Here is a 16785-nt window from a genome sequence, read left to right on the forward strand (position 1 = left end):
CAATTTGGAAGAATCCGTTTTCGCTAATTGAAGGAGCGCACCTGTATGGAATGGTTATCTGACCCGCAGACTTGGATTTCCCTATTAACTTTGACGTTGCTTGAAATCGTTCTAGGGATCGACAATATTGTCTTTATTTCGATCTTATCGGGCAAATTGCCAAAAGAACAACAAGCCAAAGCCCGCCAAGTTGGTTTGGCGTTGGCCTTATTTACACGGATTGGGCTTTTGTTCTCGCTTTCATGGGTTATGGGTCTGACCAACACGCTCTTTACCGTGTTTGGCCAAGCAATCTCAGGCCGCGACTTAATTCTCGTTTCTGGGGGTTTGTTCCTCTTAGGCAAGGCAACCTTTGAAATTCACGAGCGTTTGGAAGGTACCGAGCATCACGAACAAAATGTTAAAGCTAAATCGTTTAACTCGGTAATTGCTCAAATCTTGGTTTTGGATATTGTCTTCTCGCTCGACTCGGTAATTACCGCCGTTGGGATGGTTGATCATATTCAGATTATGATTGCAGCAGTGATTATTGCCGTTGGCGTGATGTTGCTCTCAGCAGGTAAAATTAGCGATTTCGTCAACAACCACCCCACCGTCAAAATGTTGGCACTTAGCTTCTTGCTCCTGATTGGGATGTCGTTGGTGGCCGAAGGCTTCGACCAACACATTCCAAAAGGCTATATCTACTTCGCCATGGGCTTCTCGGTCTTGGTTGAAATGCTTAACTTGCGGGTCAAGAAAGTTACTCAAAAACCAGTCGAATTGCGCCAACCTTCGTATTTGCAAGAAGCAGTCGAAGAAAGCACCAAATAACCCAACCTTAAAAAGTTTATTCAACAACAGCGTATTGGCACATGTCGATACGCTGTTGGCGTTAAGCGCTCGTTTGCAATCGCCCTTGAGTAGTATGAGGTGATCCACCATGAAACTGCGTTGGATTCATTACATGTTGCTGTTCGTACCGTTGGCAGTGGTCGCAGAATTCTTGCTGCACAACGATATGCTGACCTTTATCTTTTCGGCATTGGCGCTCGTTCCGCTGGCGGGATTTTTGGGCGAAGCAACTGAAGAATTGTCGATTCACACTGGGCCAAAAATTGGTGGCTTGCTCAATGCAACGCTTGGTAACGCCGCTGAATTGATCATCACAATCGTTGCGTTGAAAGCAGGTAAAATTGAGCTTGTTAAGGCTTCGCTGACTGGCTCGATTATTGGCAACTTGTTACTGATTATCGGGTTTAGCTTTTTGCTTGGTGGCTTGAAAAACGGCAAGCAGAAGTTTGATCGTAGCCTGACTGGCATGTCGGCCTCGTTGATGACCTTGGCGGTGATTGGTCTGATTATTCCAACCCTGTTTGAATTGCTCAAAGAAATTGCCGACCCCAACTTGGCGCTTGATGTGTTCAAAACCCAAGTTGATGATCCGCAGTTGCGGGCAATTTCGATTGGCGTGGCAGCTGTATTGATCATTGTCTACATTCTGAGCATGATTTACATTCTGCGCGATGGCGATTCGGGCGCGGTTTCGCATACTGGCTTTGAAGAAACCGACGAAATCGAAAGCCACCAAGCCACCATGAGCGTCAAAACCGCAATTGGCATTTTGGTAGTTTGTACTTTGGCAATCGTCTTTATGAGCGAAGCCTTGGTTGGCGTGGTCGAGCCAGTCGCTCGTTCGTTGGGCGTGCGCGAGTTGTTCTTGGGGATTATTTTTATTCCAATTGTTGGCAACGTGGCCGAGCACTTGGTCGGCGTGCAAGCAGCGCTCAAAAATAAAATGGATCTTTCAATGACGATCTCATTGGGATCAAGCACCCAAATTGCGCTCTTTGTTGCGCCGTTGTTGGTGTTTATTAGTATGCTGTTTGATCATCAAATGACGCTGTTTTTTAGCTTATTTGAAGTGATGGTGCTTGGCCTAAGTGTGATTATTGCCACCTTCGTTTCGATGGATGGCGAGAGCAATTGGCTTGAAGGCGCGATGCTGTTGGCAGTGTATATCATTGTGGGCATTGGCTTTTTCTTTGTGGGCTAAAACCAAAACCCGCCTGTTGTAGCTCAACAGGCGGGTTGTTTTTTAATGATGGCGAGCGCCATTGCGCTTTTTGATGTAGTCGATGCCATCGCGTAATGCTAGCGGCGGATGGCCAATTAATTGCTCGGTTGCCGATTGCGGCGCACTATTATCGAGGCTGAGCATGGTTAATTGGGCTGGGGTAACTGGTGGTTTGGGCAAGATTTTATCCATCATAAATACTGCTGGCTTCATCAAGGGCACTGGCACATAAATTTTGCTGCGTTTTTTGCCCAATTTTTGCATAATCAGATCAAGCATTTGCTCGTAGGTTAGGGCATCTGGCCCGCCCAACTGATAGATTTGGCCAATTGTGCTGCGATCATCAAGCGCTTTGATAAAGGCATCGATCACATCATCGCGCCAAACTGGTTGGAATTTGGTTTTGCCATCGCCGACGACTGGCACAAATGGCGCTGGGGCAATCATCAACGGGCGACGCACCAAATCGGCCAAGGTATTGATAAACTCATCGCCCTCGCCAAAAATCACCGACGGCTGAAACACCGTCCACTCTAAGCCGCTGGCCTCAACATATTTTTGGGCGCGAAATTTGGTATCCATATAGGGCAAATTGGGGTCGTTGACCACGCCAAGTGCACTCATATGCAAAAAACGCTTGACTCCCGCTGCTTTGGCTGCATCGACGACATTGACCGTTGCCTGATAATTCATGCGTTCGAAGCTAATGCCGCCAGAGCGTTCGCGAATAATTGCCACCAAATGAATAACCGTGCTAACCCCTTTCATCGCTGCCACCAACGATTCAGGATCAGTCACATCGCCTTTGACGATTGAAATATTGCCAGCGACCAACTTTTGGGCTTTTTCCGGAGTTCGAACGAGCACCCGCACTGGCTCAGGGCGTTGGCGTAATTTTTCAATCAAGCGTGAGCCAACGTAGCCAGTGCCACCAGTTACTAAAATCATACATGCCCCCATTGATCAAGCGGAAACTCGCGGTTGAGCTTGCGCAAGCGCCAGAGAATTTTGGGTAAATAGGCTAATTTTGCCCCAAACGAAAGGCTTGCCCGCTGATTAAATACATCATAATCATTGCGCACAATCTGATCAAGAATCCCACGATACACTGTTGCTGCTGTGGCCACCGCAAAACGTGAATCTGGGTGGAGCAAGCCAATGCCTTGCCAACTTTCATCATAGAGTTGGTGGGCGCGCTGCATTTCGAATTGCAATAATTGCTGCATTTGTGGGCTACGCACGCCGTTCAAAATATCAGCTTCGCGCACGCCAAAGCGTTCTAAATCTTCTTGGGGCAAGTAAATGCGGTTGCGGCGGGCATCCTCGCCAATATCGCGCAAAATATTGGTCAATTGCAAGGCTACGCCCAATTTGATCGCATAGGGCACTGCTCCAGCTGCATAGCCAATGACTTGCATGCTCAGCAAGCCCACGACCGAAGCTACGCGATAGCAATAGAGCCACAAATCGCTAAACGTAGCATAGCGATTAATCGACAAGTCCATCTCAACGCCGGCCAATAATTCGGCCTCAAGTTTGCTCGAAATTCTGAATTCGTTGCGCACATTGTGCCATGCCAACGGCACGGGGTCGTCGTGGCGAGGCGTCGAACGCAAGGTGTTGAGCCAATGTTGCAAGCGCTCTGGGGCAGTTTCGGGATGCATGTCCACTAAGTCGTCGCTCGTTCGACAGAAAGCATACAAAACCCGAATTGCATCACGCTTACGGACTGGCAACAATTGGGTACTAAAATAGAAACTCTTTGAATGCACGTTGGTTAGTTCGGTACAATGGGCATAGGCATTATTAAGCCATTGGTTGCTGAGTTGATGTGAAACGCTCTCGGCAACGGTTGGAATAAATTGGGCTGGTAAGGTCAATCCAGCGCACATCTGAGGATCGAGCGAAGGCCAAGACATAGCACATCCTTCCTGCTACAGACTCACCATGGTTTGCTTTTAGGTGCTACGCAAACATATTGGCTTTGGATGAGTCGGCGCAAGAATTAGGCCAATAGTTCTTCGATTGTATCGCATGCTTGGTCGGCGTTGTATCCTAAAAAGCTGCCTGGCAAGCTTTTTTGCTGTTCTTTACCGCTGAGTGCAGCTCCACCATAGCCAATAATCAGTGGTTTTGTCAACTTGTTCAGTTCCTGCAAAATATGCACTGCTTGGCCATAGTTTTCTCTGGTAGTCGCGCTCAAGGCCACTAATTTTGGTTTCAAGCGTTGCACGGTATGCAGCAATTCTGAGGTTGGTAGGTTGCTGCCAAGATAAATCACGCGCCAGCCACGGCGCATCAAAAACAGCGCCACCATCATCACGCCAAGCTCATGCTGCTCGCCAGGCACAGTTGCTACGATAATCAAGCCCCGATTGAAGCGGGTGCGAGCTTGATGAATCAGGTTGCTTAATTTCAATGACATAAAGGCTGTGGCCGCGTGTTCCTGTGAGATTGAAATTGTGCCTGCATGCCAACCATCGCCAATTGCCACCATCGTCCGTTCAATTACCTCAATACAAACAGTTTCAACTGGATACAGGCTGAAAGCTTGGTTCAAAATTGCCTCGGCTTTGAGCATATCGAAGCTCAGTAAGGCTTGAACGCAGGTGTTGCTCAGTTCTTGCAAGCCTGCTGGATCATAGGTTGTCGACTGTTCGATTGCACTGCCAGTTTGCAGCAAGGCAACTGCTTGGCTAATGGTTAAGCCTGATTCTGTTTGTTGGCGCAGCCAATCGATAATCGCTATATCGCGTTCGGAATAGGCGCGTTGGCGGCCTCCAGTGCGCTCAGGAAACGGCATTCCATAGCGCCGTTCCCACGCTCGTAGCGTATCTGCGGCAACCCCAGTGCGCTGGACCACAGCTTTGGTGTTATACAACGGCTCTTGGCTAAATTGGCTAAAACGGTTGCTTATTTTGCTCATGCACTCCACCAACGTCTTTACGAGATAACCCGACCAATTGCCAAGGCATTGATTGGAGCAAGTTGCTGCCTCAAGCATGCCCATGTTCGGCCTCGGTCGCTCGAAACCCAAACTTCGCCAGCATTGGTGGCTGCATACAGGCTATCAATTTGATAGGCCACATTCATTAAACAACTCCATTGGCCAACTTGACCAAGCTGTAAGCTTTGCCAAGCAGTGCCATCGTTGCGCTCTAATTGGTTGGAATCGCTGGCAATCCGAATGCTTGCTGGTGGTTGGCCCGCTAATTCAAGCTGCTGGCTTGGTGATGGTGGTGCAGGTGTTGGCTCAAGCATGTGCCACGCTTGGCCGCCGTCGTTGGTTTGCCAGGCCTGCTCGCTGCTCCAAACCGTGGCTTGCATTGGGGCATCTGCTTGGCACACAACTGCCTGAATCGCCTGATCGGCCAATTCAATCCCAACCGAAATCCAGCGATCAATACGGCCTGGATTGCTGAGTAAGACCACGCCATGATCCGTGCCAATATAGAGTAATTGTGCTTGTGCCATGAGTTCGATCCTGCGCTAGAAAGTTGGATTATGGGCAAAAGTCGTAGCAGTTAAGCAATAATACGGCCACGGGTCGCGACAATTTGCACCGCGCCATCGCGTTGCTCAAACGAAATATGCAAGCCAGCAGCCCGTAAACTAGCAACAAATTGATCGCCAGCCAAAAATTGAATCCCGCCACTGAGCAAAAAGGTTTGCAACAAACGGCCTGAACGTGAAGCTGCCTGTTGGGCTTGCATCCAAAAGCTGCGGCCAGCGGCTAGTAAACAGCGCCGCACCTCGGAAATCGCTCGATCAGGGCGCACAAACTCGTTGAGCGAGCCACCACAGGCAACCCCAGCCAAAGATTGGTCGGCAAAGGGCAAATCTTCGGCCAAACCACGAATATAGCTAATTTTGAGGCGTTTGGCGTGGCTGCGGCGTTGAGCTTCGCGCAACATTGGCAATGAATGATCAAGCGCCACGCAATGGCTATCGGCAGGGAGGTTGGCGGCAATCGCGCGCGCATAGAGGCCATTCGAGCAGGCTAAGTCGAGATAGATGCCGCCACGTTGGGGTGCTAACTGGGCGATTAATAAGGCTACTTCTTCATCCAAGGGGAAACTACGCCCGCTGAGTTTGCTCAAGGCTTGCCAACGCCAAAGCCGTTCGTAGCCCCACGCAGCCAACGGCAAGCGATTAACCACTTGCGCGCCATTCCAAGCAGCAGAGCGCGGCAACAGATCAACAATCCCATCACGAATTGGCCATTGCTGACCAACAGCGCTCACCAAGCTTCCTGACCAAACCATGCCATCGCGCCAACGGGCATCGTGCAGGCTTAGGCTAGTTTGTGAAACCGGACAGCGCAGCCATGGCAGTACATCTGGATGCATAACCTACCTCACCTAAAACGCCAATGCGTGGCGGATTGAGCTTAGTCATTGTGCAGCACCCAACTAAGATCATCCGAAGCAACATGGCCATGTTCGATCAATTCGACAAAGAGATCGACCAATTCGGCCTGCCATTGGGTGTTGCGGCCTGAGCGTAAAACTTGGACAGCTTGGCTGCGGCTCATTCCTTTGCGATAGGGGCGGTCAGTCGTCATGGCATCGAAGCTATCAACGACGGCGATAATCCGCGCGCCTAGGGGAATTGTATCACCGGCAATGCCGTGGGGATAGCCTTTGCCATCCCAGCGTTCGTGGTGATGCAGCACCATTGGCCCGACCGAAACTGAAAAGCGCATTGGAGCAACAATATTGGCCCCAATTTGCGGATGTTTCTTCATCTCTTCATATTCTTCGTCGGTCAGCTTGCCCTCTTTTTGGAGCACAGTTTCGCGGATGATAATTTTGCCGATATCGTGCAACAAACCACCATAGCGAATCAAGCGGGCTTCTTTGGCATCGCAACCATAGGCGGTTGCCAAGGCATGGCTATACGAGGCCAAACGCCGCAAATGGCCTTCGGTGTAGGGGTCGCGCGATTCGACAGTGGTGGCCAAGGTGAAAATCACGCGCTCGGTGCTTTCGAGTTCTTCGGTTAGGCGGCGCACCCGCAACAGCGAACGAATCCGCGCCAACAAGACTGTGCGCTCAAACGGCTTGTTGATAAAATCGTCAGCACCCATCTCCAAGCCCAAAATCCGCGATTCATCGTCGTTGAGGCCAGTGAGCATGGCGACTGGCAACAATTGCGTTTCTTCGCGGTCGCGCAAACGACGGCAAACCTCAAAGCCATTCATCACAGGCATCGTCACATCGAGCAACACCAAATCTGGCATACAGATTTGAATATCGTCGAGGGCCTCAACCCCATTGCGGGCAACGCGCACGGTATAGCGCTCACGTTCAAGCACCCGTCGCAAGGTATCAATGCTACGAGCTTCATCATCAACAACTAAAATGATCTCCGACATGCTGATACCCTCAAGGTTGATTGCTAAGTGGATCGGAAGCTGAAACGAAACGCAATTGCGGCGGCTGATCAAGCTGATCGTCAACAAGTGCTTGCATCGTCACGATCACATGCTGCAGATCTAAAAAATCGACCCAAGCGACACTGGCTTGCAGTTTAGGCGCGGCTTTCTGCCAATTTAGCCCAAGCCCTTTCTGATTGCCACGCGACCAATGCACTAGCGCCGCAGCTGTTTGGATGAGGCCTTGAAGCAAGCTCCGTTCAACGCCGCTGCGTTGCAGCCATTGCACTTCCCACGCTTCGTGGGCATGCCAATAGTGCCCAGCGTTAAACAGCTCGTAGCCTTGGATAAACTCGCTCGTTTGTTGCACAGGCACTTGCATGATGCTGCAATTTTAGTAGCGCTTGACGCTAGGATCAACCGCCAGCGACCAGCGATCAATCCCGCCAGTCATGTTCGTTAGTTGCGTGAAGCCTGCTTGGGTTGCTAAGGCATGACAAACTTGGGCTGAGCGTCCGCCGTGATGGCAAAACACCACAATTTCGCGATCTTGGGGCAATTCGCCGACCCACTCGTTAATGTGGCTCATGGCTTTGTGTTCGCTCTTGGCAATGCTGGCAATTTCCCATTCGTTTGGTTCGCGCACATCAAGCAAATACAAATCTTCGCCAGCGGCAATCCGGGCAGCAATCTCTTCGGCACTTTGGTTGTTGTACATATTAAGCTCCTTGGCTAGGGGCATTCCATCGTGGATGCCACAGGTGAATCCAAGCTGACCAATCGGCGACTGGCGGCTGAATCAATTGGCTAAAATAGCGACAATCCACTAGCGCTAATTCGGGCATTGTTGGCAGTTCGGCAGGGTGCCCACGCTCCCAAGCCTCGCGACGTTGGGGAAAGTAGGCCACCGTTAGTTTGCGCGATTGACGTGAGAGTGATGAGGCAAAGGCTAAATTGGCATAGCGATTTGGGTAAACGATCACCCAATCAGCTTGGGCTGGCGCAATATGATACGAGGTTGGCATGCCTTGGCCATTATGTTCGCCAAAAGCTTGGGTTGGTTGCCATGTCACGGACAACGGGGCTTGATCCTGACATTGGGTGATCATGCGCACTGCTGCGGCAACAATTTGCTGATTGGTGCTTTGGAAACAATAAGCAGTGAGCCAATGCTCGCCATAGGCTGGATTAAGCACGATCGACTTCCCTCGTATAATGGAGCATTAGGCGTTGGCTAAGCTTCGCCAACCAGCCAGCGCAGCCAAACCCCAGGCTATTCAACACAACATCATCAATATCGACAACCCGATAGCCCAGCCAATATTGGCCAAGCTCCACCAGGCAGCTTAACCCAAGCCCAATTAAGCAACATTGCCAGAGCCGGAGGGCTGGTCGCCAGTAGGCCAAAAGCCACGCTGTGGGAGCAAACGCCGCCAGATTGCCAACGACATTAATTAAGGCCGCGCGCCCGCCTTGCTGGATGGCGGCACTAATCGTTGCTCCGACCTGCGATTGAATAATGGGTTGGCTATTTCCACCAGTCCAATTATGCCATGCTAGGCCAAATACGGCCAATGTATACAGGCTACCAAGCCAGAGATAGAAGCTTGATCGTTTCATGAAACATAACAAACGGGGACGAGAGACTCGTCCCCGCTCACTGGATCGTAGAACAGCTTAAGCGTTGGGCGTAGGCTTAGTGACAGCCGCAGCCGCCGCCAGCCCCGCTGCCACAGCCACCACCGCTGGCAGCAGCTTCGCCATCTTTTGGTTTGAACGAGCTACCACAGCCACAGCTTGAGGTTGCGTTGGGGTTATCAATTTTGAAACCGCCACCCATCAAACTATCGATATAGTCAATCGATGCGCCGCCAATGTATTGAGCGCTCATTGGGTCGACCAAGACGCGCAAGCCACTTGCGTAGAATTCAGTATCGCCTTCGTTGATTTGATCATCGAAGCTCATACCATATTGCAAGCCTGAACAGCCGCCGCCAGCCACAAAAACCCGCAGCGCATATTCATCGGACAATTCTTTTTCTTGTTTGATCGACAACAACCGATTTGCTGCTGATGCCGTCACCGTGACCAATGCTGGATCGATTTCAATGGCAGTCATTGGTTTTACTGCTACATCGCTCATTTGAGAGCCTCCTGTGCCGGAAAATCAGGTAGACAACATGCCTTCAAATGGCATTTGCTTCCCTGTAGCATACTTGAAAAAAGCTTGAAACGCAAGCAAGGCTTGGCTTGTTTCAAGGGTAAAAAGCACATCTGTCAAGGGCCATTCGGCCAACAATTGATGTGAGCTTGTGCTGGAATTCAGCAGGGTTAATGAAGCTGTGGAATGTGCTGATACCCTCAATAGTATAGCACGGTCTGCGGGGCATATTCAGCATGGTTTTCAATGAATAAGGTTAATCTTGGCCCAGATTTGGTTCGAAGCTAGCGCCCCATTCTGCTTTGCGCGCTGCTTTCCATTGGGCATCACGTTTATTAATCGTGGTGCTATGCAAGCCTTGGGGCGTGCACAATTGCAATTGAATACGCTGTGGTTGCTGAAAAGGATGGCGTATGATCCGCGCTGGTGCTAGCTGAGTTGGCTGGCGGCTAACCGCGATATAGCTCCATTTTTCATCTTCGTAGCCAAGCTCTGCGCCTTTGAGGCTGCGATGAAAGCGCGTTCGCTCGATCCGCGTGGCAAAATGGCACCAATCATTGGCTTGCATTGGGCAGGTTGCTTCATGTGGGCAGGGTGCAATTAAATGGGCTTGTTGCCCAAGCAAAAACTCACGCGCCGCCAAAATCAATTCAAAGCCGCGCGGTGTGCCTGGCTCCACGATTAATAAGCTGCCGCTGGTGGCTTGCCAGGCTTGAGCAAATAATTGCTGGCGTTGGCTTGTGTTTAATTCACCCAACACATAGCCAATCGTTACCAAATCATAACTGCCCACGTTGCTCGAATTGGGCAAATTGGCTTGTTGCCAACGAGCCTGTTGCAATGAGCTTGGGCCTGCTTGCATCAAGCGTTGACCTAATTGCAGCATTGTGCTTTCGCGTTCGAGTAAATGATGCTGCTGAAGCGTCGGCCAAACGAGGCTGGCAGCCCAGGTTGCAGCGCCAGTTCCGGCCCCAAGATCAAGCTGAGTTTGCGGTTTGAAATTTGGTTGGCGTTGGGCAATTTCGCTACACGCAGCCTTAAGCGCGCCAAGGGTTGCGGGCATGCGCGTGGCGGCGTAGGCCAACACATCGGCGGCATTTTGCACAAACGGCGCGGTAGTGCGGCTATGACCTTCGCGATAGCGCTCGGAAAGCCCGCTCGCAGCCGTGGCCAAACGCTTTTGATCAGTGCCAGTTAATGCTCGTTCCAAGGCGACCCGCAAGGCTGGTGGCAACATACCCAAACTCCTAGCATAATTCAGCATTCCATGCTAGCCGATTTCGCTAAGTTATGCAAAATAAGCGCATGTCAATGTTGATCCACGAAGGGCACGAAGAGCACGAAGGATTGAAACCGCGAAGGCTTTTTTTAGCCACGAATTGCACGAATTGCACGAATGGTCAATTTTCATCCCTCATCCTTCATCCTTTCCGTTGGCCACAGATTAATTTGATTATCTACTATTCCCTTTTACTTTTTTTCTAACTTCTGATTTTTGCCTTCTGCCTTTACTTTCATCCCTCATCCTTCATCCTTCATCCTTATTTATGCTCTATGTTCTTGGTTGTCGTTTGCGTGAGGGTGATAGCCTCGTTTATAATGGAAGGCAGTTTTGAAGACGAGGCATATCCTTGATAGCTTTTTGGACAACCTATGGTTTCTATCTCTGGATCGGCAGTAGCCTTCTGATTGTTGGCTTGCTGGTCTGGATTGGGCGTTTAAGCAAACGTCTGCGTGCCACCGATCAACGGTATACTGCCCTCACCAAAGGCGTTGATGCTGAACATCTCGAAGATATTTGGCTGCAACGCTCACTGCAAGTTGCGCATCACGATGATCAAATAACCACACTCGAACGTGAAGTTCGGCGTTTGGGTCATAGCAGCCTGCATCATGTTGGGCTGGTGCGTTTTAATCCATTTGACGACGTTGGCGGCGATCAAAGCTATGCTTTGGCCCTGCTTGATGGCGAACAAACCGGGGTTGTCCTGAGCAGTATCTATAGTCGCTCAGGTGTGCGCACCTACGCCAAAGCCGTGCAACGCGGCCAATCGACCCATACGCTTTCCGAAGAAGAAGTTGCGTCAATCGCGCAAGCGCTTGGCCAATTCGATGCACCGGAATCAGCAGCTCTACCCGCTACAACAGGAGGCAATTCATGAGCTTATTCGGCAACAAAAAAGTGGTACAACCTATTGCTCAATCACCAACTGGCAAGCCTGAAACCGTGATTGGAGCCAATACCACCTTTGTTGGAACCCTCAAATCCGACGGCAACGTGCGGGTTGATGGCTCTGTTGAGGGCGAAATCGAGGTGCTTGGCAATTTGATCGTTGGCTCAACCGGACGGGTGATTGCGACCCTCAAGGCCCAAAATATTCACGTTTCAGGCGCTGTCAAAGGCCAAGTAGTGGCAACCGAGCAACTCGAAATCTCGCCTTCAGGCAAGGTTTGGGGCGATATTACTGCCGCTTCGTTGCATATCGAGCCAGGCGGTTTGTTCCGTGGCCAAAGCAGCATGACGTCCAACATCGATGAGCCATTGTTGCTCGATGCACCACGCTCACGCTTAAACGAAGAACCAAGCGGGGTTTAATTCCTCAAGCAGCGCTGTTAGCAATTTGTCATCATGGCTGGCTGATTTTGCCAAACCATTGTGCTAGGCTAACCCTGCTCTTTATCGATTGAGGAGGGTGTTATGGCTCGTTGGCGCTGGCCACAATGGCGTAAATCCCAAATTCCGCAACCAACCCAATTGCGTAGCGGTGCAACGCTGGTGGTAACGTGGGGCTTAGCTGCGTTTGCGCTGTATCTTATGGTGCTGTTTGGCAGCTTGGTCGTTCAAGGCTATACCATGGAGCAGCAGGCTCAAGCTTTAGAGGCCGAAAACGCCCGCTTAACCGCCGAAAGCCAAAACTTGCGCGATCGGGCTGCCTACGTGCGCTCCGATGCAGCAATTGAGCTGGCTGCCCGCGATATGCTCGACATGGCTAAGCCTGGCGATGTTGTTTTGCATGTTAGCGTGGTTACGCCAACCTTGACGGTTTCGCCAACTGCGGCCTTGGATAGCCCAGCAGCTGAGCCAGTTGGGTTGCCGCCAGCAGATCCAACGCCCAATTGGCGACGGTGGCTGGCTATGCTCTTTGATTCGTAAGCGTAATAAGGATTGAGCGATTGGGCAACCAATCGCTTTTTTTATATGAAGTGTTCTGTCATTATTTTAAATTGGAATGGCCGCGCTCTGCTGGCCGATTGCCTGAATGCTCTATTGCCTCAGTGCGATGCTTCGATTGAAGTGCTGGTGGTGGATAATGGCTCGCACGATGGTTCAGCGGCGTGGCTGCATCAGCACTATCCCCAAGTGCGTTTGCTGGCGCTACCCAAAAACCGCGGGTTTAGCGGCGGGGTCAATGTTGGTTTGCACGTGGCGCGTGGCGATGTGCTGCTGTTGTTGAATAATGATGCAATCGTTGAGCCAAATTTTATTGCGGCCATTTTAGCGCCGTTTGAACAGCAGCCAACCCTTGCTGCCAGCGCTGGCGTGCTTACCTTTGCCCACCAGCCCACGATTATCGCCTCTGCTGGGATTCAGCTCTATCGTGATGGGGTGGCAACAGATGCAGGCTTATTGCAGCCAGTTGCGCAATTGGCGCAACAGCCATATCTAATTTGGGGTGGCAGTGGCGGGGCGGTAGCCTATCGGCGCGCTGCTTTAGCCGATGTTGGCATTTTTGATGAAGGCTATTTTGCCTATTTAGAAGATGTTGATTTGGCGTGGCGTTTGCAATTGCGAGAATGGCAAACCATGCTTGCGCCGCAGGCCGTTGTGCGGCATATTTACTCGGCAACAGGCGGCGAAGGCTCGCCGTTCAAAGATTGGCTGATTGCGCGCAATCGCTGGCGGGCGATTCTGCGTTGCTGGCCAACGCCGTTGTTGGCCCGTGATCTAGCGTTGATGCTGGCTTACGATGGTTTAGCATGTGCTCAAGCGCTTGTGCGCCGCCGCTGGACGACGATCACTGGCCGTTTGTATGGCTTGCGCCAATGGCCTCAATTGCGTCAACAGCGCCAAGCGATTCAAGCTCGTCGCACTGCATCAATCAATGAACTTGATCGCTGGATTCAACCAGCTCGTTCGCCGTTGGCGATTTGGCGTGAAAACCAAGCGCTGGCTCGGCTGATCAAGCAGCGTTAGGCTTGGCTAGCGGCAATCATCCGTTGCATACGTTGGTTAGCAGCGCCAGTTGCGATTGCTTGTTGGGCTTGGCTCATCGCCTCACCAAATGATGCGGCGCGTTCGCATGCAACCAGTGCAGCAGCGGCATTCAAAAGTACAATATCGCGGCGTGGGCCAGTATCACTGCCATCAAGAATTGCCTTGGTCATGGCGACGTTTTCGGCGACAGAGCCGCCTGCAATCGCTTCACGCGGGGCAAGGCTTAGGCCAAAATCATTGGGGGTAATCGTCGAGGCTTGTGGGTTGCTGCCAGCGCGCACATCAAACACTAAAGTTGGGGCGCTGATTGAAATTTCATCAAGGCCATCGCTGCCATGGACCACAAGCGCGCGCCGAATGCCCATTTTGCTCAGCGCATTAGCCAATTTTTCGGCTAGCTCGGCGTTAGCAACCCCAATTACCTGATACTCGGCGCGCGCTGGGTTGGTCAGTGGCCCCAACACATTAAAGATTGTGCGAATGCCAATTTCACGCCGCACCGGCCCAGCGTAACGCATGGCAGGGTGAAACTTGGGCGCAAACATAAAGCCAATACCAGCTTGGCGCAAACAGCGAGCCACGCCGTCTGCATCAAGCTCGATATTGACCCCCAAGCCTTCGAGCACATCAGCTGAGCCACATTTTGATGACATGGCACGATTGCCGTGTTTGGCCACGGTTGCGCCAGCGCCAGCAGCCACAAACGCCGCTGTCGTCGAAATATTGAAGGTATTTGAATGATCGCCGCCAGTGCCACAAGTATCGACCACGCCACCATCGTGGGGCACGGCCAGCGATTTGGCGCGCATCACTTGGGCCATGCCAGCAATTTCTGCGTCTGTTTCGCCTTTGAAATGTAACGCTGTGAGCAAGGCCGCGATTTGAGCTGGCGTGGCCTCGCCATTCATCATCTGCTCCATCACCGCCGCCGCATCGTCTTGGCTTAAATCCACCCGATTGGTAACCGTAATAATTGCATCGCGAATCTGCATGGTCGCTCCTTGCAGCAAAACAACAAAAAAAACAACGAGAGCAATTTGCTCTCGTTGTTAGTGGTCGGGGTGATAGGATTCGAACCTACGACCTCAACGTCCCAAACGTCGCGCGCTACCAACTGCGCTACACCCCGTTGCTTTTTTTTTATCGTTGCGCGGAGCATTATAGCGGAGAATAGTTTGTTTGTCAAATTACCCGAAACCGAGCAGCAAACCACGCTTTTTGAACGTTCTTTGCTGCTCGATTGCAACTAGCCCAGCTTGTTCAACAAGGCCTGAATTGCGTCAATTTCATTGTCGTTGACCGTGTGGCCCATATTTGGGTAAAGCCGCAGATCGACAGTGGCCCCAGCTTGCTCAAAAACGCTAGCACTTTCACGCACCCGCTCGGCAGCAATATGGAAATCGCGGTCGCTACAACCAAGAAACGCAGTTGTGCCAGTTAAGTCGCTGCTATAGCTTGGCAAATGGGTACCTTCGCCAATTAGGCCGCCGCTTAGGGCCACCACGCCAGCGATGCCCTGCCCATTGCGCGCTACCCATTCCAAGGCCAAACATGCCCCTTGCGAGAAGCCCAAAACCACGATTTTATGGCGCGGAATATAGTGGGCTTCAGCGTGAGCGATGGCTTGGCCAACTGCGGCTAGGGCAAAATCCAGCGCTGGTTGATTGCGCGCAACTGGCTCGATAAAACGCTGCGGATACCAGGTGTGATTATCTGCTTGGGGCGCAAGATACGCCCAATCTGGCCGCTCAAAGGCTTGGCTCAAACTCAAAATGCTTTCAGCATCAGCGCCACGGCCATGAACCATAACCATGGCTCCTGTGGCTTGTTCGAGGCTGCTGCCAGTTTGAAGAATCGGATTAGAATGCATGAGTTTGCTCCACAACTGCCAATGTGCTACATGGAATAACCAATGGCGTAAGATGTTCTTCGATCAGGCTGCGTTGTTGTTCGAGCCATGGCGGCAATTTGAGCGTTTTGCCCAATTGTTCAACTGGCTCATCGACGGCGAAGCCTGGGCCTAGGGTTGCGAGTTCAATAATATGGCCATCAGGATCGTTGGTGTAAATGCTTTTGAAATAGGTTCGATCCTGCACTGGCGAAACCCGTTTGCCAAAGCTGAGCAAGCGTTCGCGCCATGCCAATTGCTCATCGTCGTTGGCAACCGCAAAGGCAATATGATGGGTTTGGCCAGCACCCATGCGCACTGGGCGGGTATGGGCTGGATCACGCTCAAAATAGGTCATGAGCGTTCCAGGTCGGCCATTATCAGCGCCCCAATACCAATGGGCTGCCGTTGGATCATCGAAGTTGTAGGTCATTTTGACCCGTTGCAAGCCCAACACCCCAGCATAAAACTCGTGCGAGCGCTCGACGCTTGCGCCGATGGCTGAGATATGGTGCAAGCCTTCGTGCAACGACATATCGGCAGTAATTTCCGGCACTGGTTCGGGCCAATTGATGGTGGCAATATCACATTCGTTACGGTTAATGCTCATCAATTCCATCGGCGGCAGCATGGCTTTTTGGCCAAGGCTTTCCAATGGCTCATCGACCGTCCAACCTGGACCTTTGGTGGCAATTTCCAAAATTGTGCCATCGGGATCGCGGAAGTACAGCGATTTGAAATAATTACGATCATAGGGGCCGTTGACTCGCACTTTGGCATCGAGCAAGCGCCGCTTCCATTTGAGCAAGGCTTGTTCGTTGGCGACGCTCAGCGCAAGGTGGTGGGTGCCACCAAGGCCAGTTGCCCCACGTGGGGCACGCGGCCATTCAAAAAAGGTGATGATCGTGCCAGCAGAGCCATGCGCATCACCAAAATAAAGATGATAAGAGCCCGGATCGTCGAAATTCACGGTTTGCTTGACTAAGCGCAGACCCAATACTCCAGTGTAAAAATCGACGGTCCGCTGCGCATCTGCACTAACAATTGTAATATGATGTAAGCCCAAAATCGACATAATCAACACTCC

The 16785-nt window shown here is 51.5% G+C and carries 21 protein-coding genes and 1 tRNA gene; 6 read left to right on the plus strand and 16 right to left on the minus strand.

Going from position 1 to position 16785, the window contains the following annotated elements; all coding sequences use genetic code 11:
- Window positions 1-45: 45 nt before the first annotated feature.
- Both SE18_RS09660 and cax read left to right on the plus strand, forming a co-directional pair.
- The gene (locus SE18_RS09660; protein WP_054534242.1) at window positions 46-813 is read left to right on the plus strand and encodes a TerC family protein; all 768 of its coding nucleotides are present in this window, start codon (window positions 46-48) and stop codon (window positions 811-813) included.
- Window positions 814-922: 109 nt separating this feature from the next.
- Window positions 923-2035 carry a calcium/proton exchanger gene (cax, locus tag SE18_RS09665; RefSeq protein ID WP_054534243.1) on the plus strand — a complete coding sequence of 371 codons (1113 nt, stop codon included), beginning with the start codon at window positions 923-925 and terminating at the stop codon, window positions 2033-2035.
- A 42-nt stretch (window positions 2036-2077) separates the two neighbouring features.
- Here the strand turns inward: cax and SE18_RS09670 are convergent, their stop codons facing one another.
- The 12 genes from SE18_RS09670 to SE18_RS09725 form a co-directional block, all read right to left on the minus strand.
- Complete coding sequence (locus tag SE18_RS09670; RefSeq protein WP_054534244.1) at window positions 2078-3004, minus strand: SDR family oxidoreductase; 927 nt, start codon at window positions 3002-3004, stop codon at window positions 2078-2080.
- Window positions 3001-3975 carry a phytoene/squalene synthase family protein gene (locus SE18_RS09675; protein WP_054534245.1) on the minus strand — a complete coding sequence of 325 codons (975 nt, stop codon included), beginning with the start codon at window positions 3973-3975 and terminating at the stop codon, window positions 3001-3003. The genes SE18_RS09670 and SE18_RS09675 overlap by 4 nt, the downstream gene beginning before the upstream one ends.
- Window positions 3976-4061: 86 nt before the next feature.
- The gene (locus SE18_RS09680; protein ID WP_054534246.1) at window positions 4062-4982 is read right to left on the minus strand and encodes a MerR family transcriptional regulator; all 921 of its coding nucleotides are present in this window, start codon (window positions 4980-4982) and stop codon (window positions 4062-4064) included.
- Window positions 4983-4999: 17 nt separating this feature from the next.
- On the minus strand, window positions 5000-5530 hold the full coding sequence (locus SE18_RS09685; RefSeq protein ID WP_054534247.1) for a beta propeller repeat protein: 531 nt from the start codon (window positions 5528-5530) through the stop codon (window positions 5000-5002).
- 50 nt (window positions 5531-5580) lie between these two features.
- Window positions 5581-6405: a class I SAM-dependent methyltransferase gene (locus SE18_RS09690; protein ID WP_083469809.1), complete on the minus strand. Its 825-nt coding sequence runs from the start codon at window positions 6403-6405 to the stop codon at window positions 5581-5583.
- A gap of 41 nt (window positions 6406-6446) precedes the next feature.
- The gene (locus tag SE18_RS09695; protein ID WP_054534248.1) at window positions 6447-7433 is read right to left on the minus strand and encodes an HD-GYP domain-containing protein; all 987 of its coding nucleotides are present in this window, start codon (window positions 7431-7433) and stop codon (window positions 6447-6449) included.
- A 10-nt stretch (window positions 7434-7443) separates the two neighbouring features.
- A complete protein-coding gene (locus SE18_RS09700; protein WP_054534249.1) occupies window positions 7444-7815 on the minus strand; it encodes a DUF309 domain-containing protein in 372 nt (123 codons plus the stop codon).
- A gap of 12 nt (window positions 7816-7827) precedes the next feature.
- Complete coding sequence (locus tag SE18_RS09705) at window positions 7828-8151, minus strand: rhodanese-like domain-containing protein (protein ID WP_054534250.1); 324 nt, start codon at window positions 8149-8151, stop codon at window positions 7828-7830.
- Between the two features lies 1 nt (window position 8152).
- Window positions 8153-8629 (minus strand): hypothetical protein, encoded by a 477-nt coding sequence (locus SE18_RS09710; RefSeq protein ID WP_054534251.1) that lies wholly within the window; start codon window positions 8627-8629, stop codon window positions 8153-8155.
- Window positions 8622-9053, minus strand: a complete 432-nt coding sequence (locus SE18_RS09715; protein ID WP_054534252.1) for a VanZ family protein — start codon at window positions 9051-9053, stop codon at window positions 8622-8624. The genes SE18_RS09710 and SE18_RS09715 overlap by 8 nt, the downstream gene beginning before the upstream one ends.
- A gap of 76 nt (window positions 9054-9129) precedes the next feature.
- Window positions 9130-9576: an iron-sulfur cluster insertion protein ErpA gene (erpA, locus tag SE18_RS09720; protein WP_054534253.1), complete on the minus strand. Its 447-nt coding sequence runs from the start codon at window positions 9574-9576 to the stop codon at window positions 9130-9132.
- 274 nt (window positions 9577-9850) lie between these two features.
- Window positions 9851-10831, minus strand: coding sequence for a small ribosomal subunit Rsm22 family protein (locus SE18_RS09725; RefSeq protein WP_054534254.1), 981 nt, complete (start codon window positions 10829-10831; stop codon window positions 9851-9853).
- Between the two features lie 394 nt (window positions 10832-11225).
- Here SE18_RS09725 and SE18_RS09730 point away from each other — a divergent pair, with 394 nt between their 5' ends.
- The 4 genes from SE18_RS09730 to SE18_RS09745 all read left to right on the plus strand — a co-directional run bounded on the left by SE18_RS09730 (window position 11226) and on the right by SE18_RS09745 (window position 13789).
- The gene (locus SE18_RS09730) at window positions 11226-11756 is read left to right on the plus strand and encodes a DUF4446 family protein (RefSeq protein ID WP_054534255.1); all 531 of its coding nucleotides are present in this window, start codon (window positions 11226-11228) and stop codon (window positions 11754-11756) included.
- A complete protein-coding gene (locus SE18_RS09735) occupies window positions 11753-12190 on the plus strand; it encodes a bactofilin family protein (RefSeq protein ID WP_054534256.1) in 438 nt (145 codons plus the stop codon). The genes SE18_RS09730 and SE18_RS09735 overlap by 4 nt, the downstream gene beginning before the upstream one ends.
- A gap of 102 nt (window positions 12191-12292) precedes the next feature.
- Window positions 12293-12748 (plus strand): FtsB family cell division protein, encoded by a 456-nt coding sequence (locus SE18_RS09740; protein ID WP_054534257.1) that lies wholly within the window; start codon window positions 12293-12295, stop codon window positions 12746-12748.
- 45 nt (window positions 12749-12793) lie between these two features.
- Window positions 12794-13789, plus strand: a complete 996-nt coding sequence (locus SE18_RS09745; protein ID WP_152976599.1) for a glycosyltransferase family 2 protein — start codon at window positions 12794-12796, stop codon at window positions 13787-13789.
- Here SE18_RS09745 and trpD read toward each other — a convergent pair.
- The 4 genes from trpD to SE18_RS09765 all read right to left on the minus strand — a co-directional run bounded on the left by trpD (window position 13786) and on the right by SE18_RS09765 (window position 16773).
- Window positions 13786-14802: an anthranilate phosphoribosyltransferase gene (gene trpD, locus SE18_RS09750; RefSeq protein WP_054534258.1), complete on the minus strand. Its 1017-nt coding sequence runs from the start codon at window positions 14800-14802 to the stop codon at window positions 13786-13788. The two genes, SE18_RS09745 and trpD, sit on opposite strands and share 4 nt — an antisense overlap.
- A gap of 61 nt (window positions 14803-14863) precedes the next feature.
- Window positions 14864-14939, minus strand: a tRNA-Pro gene (locus SE18_RS09755).
- A 117-nt stretch (window positions 14940-15056) separates the two neighbouring features.
- On the minus strand, window positions 15057-15680 hold the full coding sequence (locus tag SE18_RS09760) for an alpha/beta hydrolase (protein WP_054534259.1): 624 nt from the start codon (window positions 15678-15680) through the stop codon (window positions 15057-15059).
- Window positions 15670-16773, minus strand: coding sequence for a VOC family protein (locus tag SE18_RS09765; protein WP_054534260.1), 1104 nt, complete (start codon window positions 16771-16773; stop codon window positions 15670-15672). The genes SE18_RS09760 and SE18_RS09765 overlap by 11 nt, the downstream gene beginning before the upstream one ends.
- Window positions 16774-16785 lie beyond the last annotated feature (12 nt).

The organism is Herpetosiphon geysericola (assembly GCF_001306135.1).
Lineage (GTDB): Bacteria > Chloroflexota > Chloroflexia > Chloroflexales > Herpetosiphonaceae > Herpetosiphon > Herpetosiphon geysericola.